The 6,598-nt window shown below is 75.1% G+C and carries 7 protein-coding genes; 3 read left to right on the top strand and 4 right to left on the bottom strand.

The window, feature by feature from the left end; genetic code table 11:
* Positions 1–61 precede the first annotated feature (61 nt).
* The gene (locus ADY01_RS38980) at positions 62–208 is read left to right on the top strand and encodes a hypothetical protein (RefSeq protein WP_159001070.1); all 147 of its coding nucleotides are present in this window, start codon (positions 62–64) and stop codon (positions 206–208) included.
* Here ADY01_RS38980 and ADY01_RS38985 read toward each other — a convergent pair.
* A complete protein-coding gene (locus ADY01_RS38985; protein WP_159001072.1) occupies positions 172–1,548 on the bottom strand; it encodes a HEAT repeat domain-containing protein in 1,377 nt (458 codons plus the stop codon). The genes ADY01_RS38980 and ADY01_RS38985 overlap by 37 nt on opposite strands.
* Before the next feature lie 119 nt (positions 1,549–1,667).
* Here ADY01_RS38985 and ADY01_RS09620 point away from each other — a divergent pair, with 119 nt between their 5' ends.
* The gene (locus ADY01_RS09620) at positions 1,668–2,939 is read left to right on the top strand and encodes a sulfite oxidase (RefSeq protein ID WP_078900145.1); all 1,272 of its coding nucleotides are present in this window, start codon (positions 1,668–1,670) and stop codon (positions 2,937–2,939) included.
* Between the two features lie 3 nt (positions 2,940–2,942).
* Here the strand turns inward: ADY01_RS09620 and aceB are convergent, their stop codons facing one another.
* From aceB to ADY01_RS09635, 3 genes are all read right to left on the bottom strand, one after another.
* Positions 2,943–4,541, bottom strand: coding sequence for a malate synthase A (gene aceB / locus ADY01_RS09625; protein WP_049569010.1), 1,599 nt, complete (start codon positions 4,539–4,541; stop codon positions 2,943–2,945).
* Between the two features lie 123 nt (positions 4,542–4,664).
* Positions 4,665–5,288 carry a nucleotidyltransferase family protein gene (locus tag ADY01_RS09630; protein ID WP_049569012.1) on the bottom strand — a complete coding sequence of 208 codons (624 nt, stop codon included), beginning with the start codon at positions 5,286–5,288 and terminating at the stop codon, positions 4,665–4,667.
* Positions 5,285–6,097, bottom strand: a complete 813-nt coding sequence (locus tag ADY01_RS09635; protein ID WP_049569016.1) for an IclR family transcriptional regulator — start codon at positions 6,095–6,097, stop codon at positions 5,285–5,287. The genes ADY01_RS09630 and ADY01_RS09635 overlap by 4 nt, the downstream gene beginning before the upstream one ends.
* 179 nt (positions 6,098–6,276) lie before the next feature.
* On the opposite strand from ADY01_RS09635, the gene ADY01_RS09640 reads away from it, so the two are divergent.
* Positions 6,277–6,598, top strand: a 322-nt coding sequence (locus tag ADY01_RS09640; protein ID WP_049569018.1) for an amidohydrolase family protein, incomplete at its 3' end; no start/stop codon positions are given.

Here is a 6,598-nt window from a genome sequence, read left to right on the forward strand (position 1 = left end):
GTCCCGAGCTCCGGGGCTCCGGGGCTTCCCGGTGTGCCGCGCGGCTCGTAGGCTCGGCGGCGTGGATACCGCGGTGCTCGCCTATGTCCCGCCCGAGGCACAGGGCGGCGAGACGCCCGGCTGGGTGGGCCCGGCGGTCGTCGGTGTGGTCGTTCTGCTCCTCGTCATGATCTACCTGCGCTCCCGGCGCTCCGGATCCGACGACTGAGGTGATCCGGTGGCGTGGTCCAGGGCGTTGACCGCGCGGGTCAGGTGGATCCGGTCGTGCCGGATGCCGGCGGGGAGCTCCCTCAGCAGGCGGTTCAGCGCGGGGCGCAGGGGCTCGGCGTCCGGGCCCATCGCGCGGCAGACGGCCCACAGGCCCGCGGGGTCGGGGCCGTCGTGCTCCAGCGCCCGCGCGGCCAGTTCCACGCACGCGTGCTCGCCGAGGCGGGCCAGGGCGGTGATGGCCGTCCAGCGCTCCTCCGCCTCGCCGGCGTCCCGGCGCGCCAGCGCCCACAGCTCGTCCAGCAGCGGCGCGGGGACCTCGGCACGCGGTACGTCCCCGATCCGGTCGGCGATGTCCCTGAGCGCGTACGCGCGCTCCCGGGGCGCCGTGGCGAGGACCCGGTGCGCCAGCTCCAGCAGCTCGGGCCAGTGGCGCCGGTCCCCGGCGGCCTCCCTCGCGAGCCAGTAGCCCCTGGGCGCGAGGGGCGACCCGGGGGCGGTCAGGTGCCGGGCCACGGCGCGCGCCGCGTCCCCGTCGCGGTCCAGCGCGTCGCCGATCATCGTGTCGAGCCACTCCCGTTCGCCCCACGGCATGGCGCCGCCGGGGGCGTCCGCCTCCTCGCCCGCCGCCGCCCAGGCCGTGCCGAGCACGTCGACCACGTCGGCGGGGTACGGCGGTTCGAGGCCGGTGAGCACCCGGCAGGCGGCCATCAGCCGGACCGGCGCGTCCCGGTCCCCCAGCGCGAGGCGCGCCCGGTCGCCGCCGCCCTCGTGCCCGTTCGGGTGCCCGTGCCCGTTCGGGTGCGCGCCGGCGGGGGGCGTGAGGCGGCAGAGCGCGAGCAGCGCGTCGGCGCGCACCCAGGGTTCGGGGTCCCCGGCGAGCCGGTCGAGCAGCGCGGGGACCGCCGCACCGGCGCGTTCGGGGAGGGAGGCGAGCAGGTGCGCCGCCGCCCGCCGCACCGGCGCGTCCTCGTCCTTCAGCAGCCGCAGGCAGACGTCGGCCTCGGCGGCCACGGCGGCGCGCGCCGCCGCCACGTGCTCCCGCTCCCCGTGCCCCTCCGCCAGGTTGAGCAGGAGCAGCAGGATGTCCGGCCGGTGCCGGGATCCCCGTTCGGCGAGCCGGGCCAGGAACGGCACCGCGGGCGCCGAGGCCGCGTAGACGGTGCCCTGGTGCCAGATGTTCCCGTGCAGGGCGTGGAGCGCGCTCTTCCCCGCCTCCGCCTCGCCCGAGGCCAGGTCGCGCAGGGCGGCGGGCACGTCCTCCGCCGGGCCGTACGCGTGGGGGAGCGCGGCCCAGTCAATGTCGTCGAGACCGTCCAGTCCCTCGGGCATGTGTTCCATGGCCGGACCGTAGCAAAGGGCCACATCAGCGTGGCAGTTGCGCGGTGGGCCGGATTGTTCACGCCATCGCAATGCGCGGCAATGGAGTCGCGGGGCGGCGGCCAGCAGGATCGGTCCCCATGACGAGCGATGAGAGGGCATACGACCGCCGCCGGCTCGGCCAGTGGCTTACCCGCGAGGCCCGCGCCGACGGCATCGACCGCCGCCACCTGCTGAAACTCCTGGCAGCCGCCGGGGCCGTCACCGGCGCCACCGCGGCGGGCGCTCCCGGCGCCGCCGCCGCGGTCCCCGCCACCGGCCCCGACCCGGCCCCCGGCATCCTCAAGCCGCTGCCGGCCGACCGGTTCACGGTGCACGGCACCAACGCCGAGACCCGGTGGCCCGCGCTGCGCGGCACCGGCTACCACACGCCCAACGGCCTGTTCTTCGTGCGCAACCACACCGTCACGCCGGCGCTCGACGCCGGCGACTGGAGCCTGCGGGTGTGGGGCGGGGGACTGCGGGGCGGCGAGGCCGCGTTCGGGCTCGACGACCTCAGGGCGCTGCCCGTCACCGAGCGGTCGGCGTTCGTCGAGTGCGCGGGGAACGGCCGGAGCTTCTTCACCTCGCAGCAGGGCGAGACGGTCTCCGGGACCTCCTGGTCGCTGGGGGCCATCGGCGTCGCCCGCTGGCGCGGCGTCCGCCTGGCCGAGGTGCTGCGCCGCGCCGGGCTGCGCGGCGACGCGGTGGACGTGCTGCCGCGCGGCCTGGACGCCGAGTACTCCTCGGGCGGCGTCGCGCTGGGGCGCGTGCGCCGCCCGCTGCCGGTCGCCAAGGCGCTGGACGACGTGCTGCTGGCCTACGAGATGAACGGCGAGCCGCTGCCCCCCGACCACGGCCACCCGGTCCGCCTGGTGGTGCCGTCCTGGGTGGGCATCGCCTCGATCAAGTGGGTCGGCGACATCGAGACCTCGACCCGGCCGCTGTACTCGCCGTGGAACACCGACCTCTACCGCCTCTTCGGCCCCACCTACCCGGCGGAGGGCAGCGCGCCGCTCACCCGGCAGACGGTCAAGAGCGCCTTCGAACTGGAGCCGAACGCCACCTTCGCCGCCCGTGCGACCCACCGGCTGACGGGCCGCTCCTGGTCGGGCGGCGGCAGCGTGCGGCGGGTGGAGATCAGCACGGACGGCGGCGCGGCCTGGCGGCGCGCGCGCCTGCACGACACGCCCCGGCCCGGCTCCTGGGTGCGCTGGTCGGCCGAGTGGACGCCGACCGCGTCCGGACCGGCCGAGCTGCTGGCCCGCGCCACCGACAGCGCGGGCTCCACCCAGCCGGAGCGGACGGTCTTCAACGAGCAGGGCTACCTGTTCGGCGCGGTCGTCCGCCATCCGGTCACGGTCGCGCCGTAGGGCTCAGGGCAGCAGGTCGTAGGCGGGAAGGGTGAGGAAGTCGACGTACTCCTCCTCCAGCGAGAGCCTCAGCAGCAGGTCGAACGCCTGCTGCCAGCCGCCGGAGACGAAGGCGTCCTCGCCCACCTCGTCGCGGATCGCCACCAGTTGGTCGGCGGCGAACTGCCGCACCACCTCGCGGGTGGCCCGTTCGCCCGTGTCGGCCAGCACCACCCCGGTGTTGATCCACTGCCAGATCTGCGACCGCGAGATCTCGGCGGTGGCGACGTCCTCCATCAGGTTGAACACGGCCACCGCCCCGCGCCCCGCCAGCCAGGACTGGAGGTAGCGGGTGCCGACCTGGATGGCGTTGCGCAGGCCCTCGCAGGTCGGGCTCGCGCCCGTGGTGTCGATGGCCAGCAGGTCGTCGGCGGTGACCTTGACGTCCTCGCGCAGCCGGTCCTTCTGGTGCGGGCGCTCGCCGAGCACCGCGTCGAAGGACTCCCTGGCCACCGGCACGAGCCCCGGGTGCGCGACCCACGAGCCGTCGAACCCGTCGGCCGCCTCCCGGTCCTTGTCGGCGCGGACCTTCTGGAACGCGGTGGTGTTCACCTTGGGGTCGCGGGAGGGGATGAACGCCGCCATCCCGCCGATCGCGTGCGCGCCGCGCTTGTGGCAGGTGCGGACCAGCAGCTCGGTGTAGGCGCGCATGAACGGGGCGGTCATGGTCACCGCGTTCCGGTCGGGCAGCACGAACTTCTCGCCGCCGTCCCTGAAGTTCTTCACGATGGAGAACAGGTAGTCCCAGCGGCCCGCGTTCAGCCCCGAGGCGTGGTCGCGCAGCTCGTAGAGGATCTCCTCCATCTCGAACGCCGCCGTGATGGTCTCGATCAGCACGGTCGCGCGGATCGTGCCCTCGGGGATCGACAGGGCGCGCTGCGCGTGGAGGAACACGTCGTTCCACAGCCGCGCCTCCTGGTGCGACTCCAGCTTCGCCAGGTAGAAGTACGGGCCCTTGCCGATCTCGCGCAGCCGCCTGGCGTTGTGGAAGAAGTACAGGCCGAAGTCCACCAGCGCGCCGGGGATCGCGCGCCCGCCGACCGAGAAGTGGCGGTCCTCCAGGTGCCAGCCGCGGGGGCGCATCACGGCCGTGGCCAGCTCGGCGTCGGGGCGCAGCGCGTACCGCTTCCCGCGCTCGTCGGTGAAGTCGACGCGGCGGCGGAAGGCGTCCGCCAGGTTGAGCTGCCCGCCGACGACGTTCTCCCAGGTGGGGGAGGAGGCGTCCTCGAAGTCGGCCAGCCAGATGCGGGCCCCGGAGTTGAGGGCGTTGACCGTCATCTTGCGGTCGGTGGGGCCGGTGATCTCCACCCGCCGGTCCTGGAGGGCGGGCGGCGCGGTGGCGACCCGCCAGTCGCCCTCCCTGATGTGCGCGGTGGACGGCAGGAAGTCGAGCCTGCCCGTCCTGGCGATCTCCTGACGGCGCCGCGCCCGCGCCAGCAGCAGCTCGTCGCGGCGCGGCGTGAACCGCTCGTGCAGGTCGGCCAGGAAGCCGAGCGCCTCTTCGGTCAGCACCTCTTCCTGCCGGGGGAGGATCCTCGGTGCGTGCACGGTGACGGCGGACATGGGGCGGTCACTCCTTCGGCCAGACGGACAGCATGACGTGGAACGGTGATGGGGGTGATGGACGGTGATCGACGTGGTGGACGGTGGGGGCCATGGGGCTAGAGGTGGATATTAGTTTCCTCATCATGGAAGATCAACGAGATCGCCTGGTTCGTCGATGTCGTCGGGGGTCGCGATGTCGCCGCACTCGATCAGCGCGACCTCCCGCTCTCGCAGATACCCACGCGCTCCCCGGTCACCCCGGGCCGCGCCCGCCACCGCCGCGAAGTGCGCCGCGCCGATCAGCACCGGGTGCCCGCGCCGCCCGCCGTAGGCCGCCGCCGCCAGGGTGGCGGGCGACCGGAGGGCGTCGCGCACCCGCGCCATCGCCTCCGCGCCCACGCCGGGCTGGTCGACCAGCGCCACCAGGGCGCCCCCGGTTCCGGGCGGCAGCGAGGCGAGCCCGGCCCGGAGCGAGGAGCCCATCCCCGACTCCCACGCCGGGTTGCTCACCAGCGCGCACCCGTCCAGGCGCGCCCGCGCGCGCACCTCGGCCTCCGCCGCACCGAGCACCACGTGCACCGGCGCACAACCGGCGGCCAGCAGCGCGCCCGCCGCGTTCTCCACGAACAGCCGCCCCTCGTACCGCAGCAGCGCCTTGGGTCGCCCCCCGAGCCGCAGCCCGCCTCCGGCGGCGAGCAGCAGGCCCGCGACCGGCCGCTCCCCGGCCGCGGCCGGAGGAACGCCCGTCCCGGGAGGAGCGTTCATCCGCCGGCGCGCGTGCCCGCCAGGGCCTCCGACAGGTCGCCCGCGACCTCCTGGAGCAGCGGCACCATCTTCTCCGTCGCCTCGTCCGTCACCCGCCCCGCGGGCCCCGAGACCGAGATGGCGGCGGCCGTGGCCGAGTCGGGGACCCGCACGGCGATGCAGCGGACGCCTATTTCCTGCTCGTTGTCGTCGACCGCGAACCCCAGGGCGCGAACGGTCCGCAGCGCGTCGAGGAACGCGTCCGGCGTCGTGATCGTCCGCTCCGTCGCGGCCGGCATGCCGGTGCGGCGCAGCAGCGCGCGCACCTCCTGGTCGGGCAGTCCCGCCAGCAGCGCCTTGCCGACCCCCGTGGAGTGCGGCAGCACGCGCCGGCCGACCTCCGTGAACATCCGCATCGAGTGCCGCGAGGGCACCTGCGCCACATACACCACGTCGTCCCCGTCGAGCAGCGCCATGTTCGCCGTCTCGCCCGTCGCCTCCACCAGCCGCGCCAGGTGCGGTCGCGCCCAGGTGGCCAGGGGCCTGGCCGCCGACTCGCCGAGCCGGATCAGGCGCGGGCCGAGCGCGTATCTGCGGTTGGGCTGCTGGCGGACATAGCCGCAGGCCACCAGCGTCCGCATCAGGCGGTGGATGGTCGGCAGCGGCAGGCCGCTGCTCGCGGCCAGCTCGCTCAGCCCCGTCTCGCCACCGGCGTCGGCCATGTGCTCCAGAAGCGCGAAGGCGCGTTCGAGCGACTGGACCCCGCCGCCGCTGGCGGCGGGCTTTCGGACGTCGGACGGTGGCACGTCACGTTCCTTTCGGGCGGTCATGGGGCAGCCTACCGGGCGGCCCTTGACGTTCCGTCCGGGTCGACCGATGATCGGTCCCGATCGATTCACCAATCCGCTGACGTGCTCCGAAGCGCCCTGACGTGCTCCGAAGTGTCGCGGTGTGCGGGGAAACGCCGGTGGCGCCTCGCCGCGGGCGCCCGGCGGGAGGGAGGGACCGGTTGAGCGAGGGTGAGCTGTTGCTGCGTTCCACCCGGGTGGTCACCCCGGAGGGGGAGCGCCCCGCGGCCGTCGCCGTCGCGGACGGGCGGATCACCGCCGTCCTGCCGCACGACGCGCCCACGCGCCCCGGCGCGCGCGCCGTCGACTACGGGCCCGTGGCCCTGCTGCCGGGCCTGGTCGACACCCATGTCCACATCAACGACCCGGGCCGCACCGAGTGGGAAGGCTTCGAGACGGCCACCCGCGCCGCCGCCGCGGGCGGGATCACCACCGTCCTCGACATGCCGCTCAACAGCGTCCCGCCCACCACCACCCCCGCCC

The organism is Streptomyces sp. SBT349 (assembly GCF_001083795.1).
Lineage (GTDB): Bacteria > Actinomycetota > Actinomycetes > Streptomycetales > Streptomycetaceae > Streptomyces.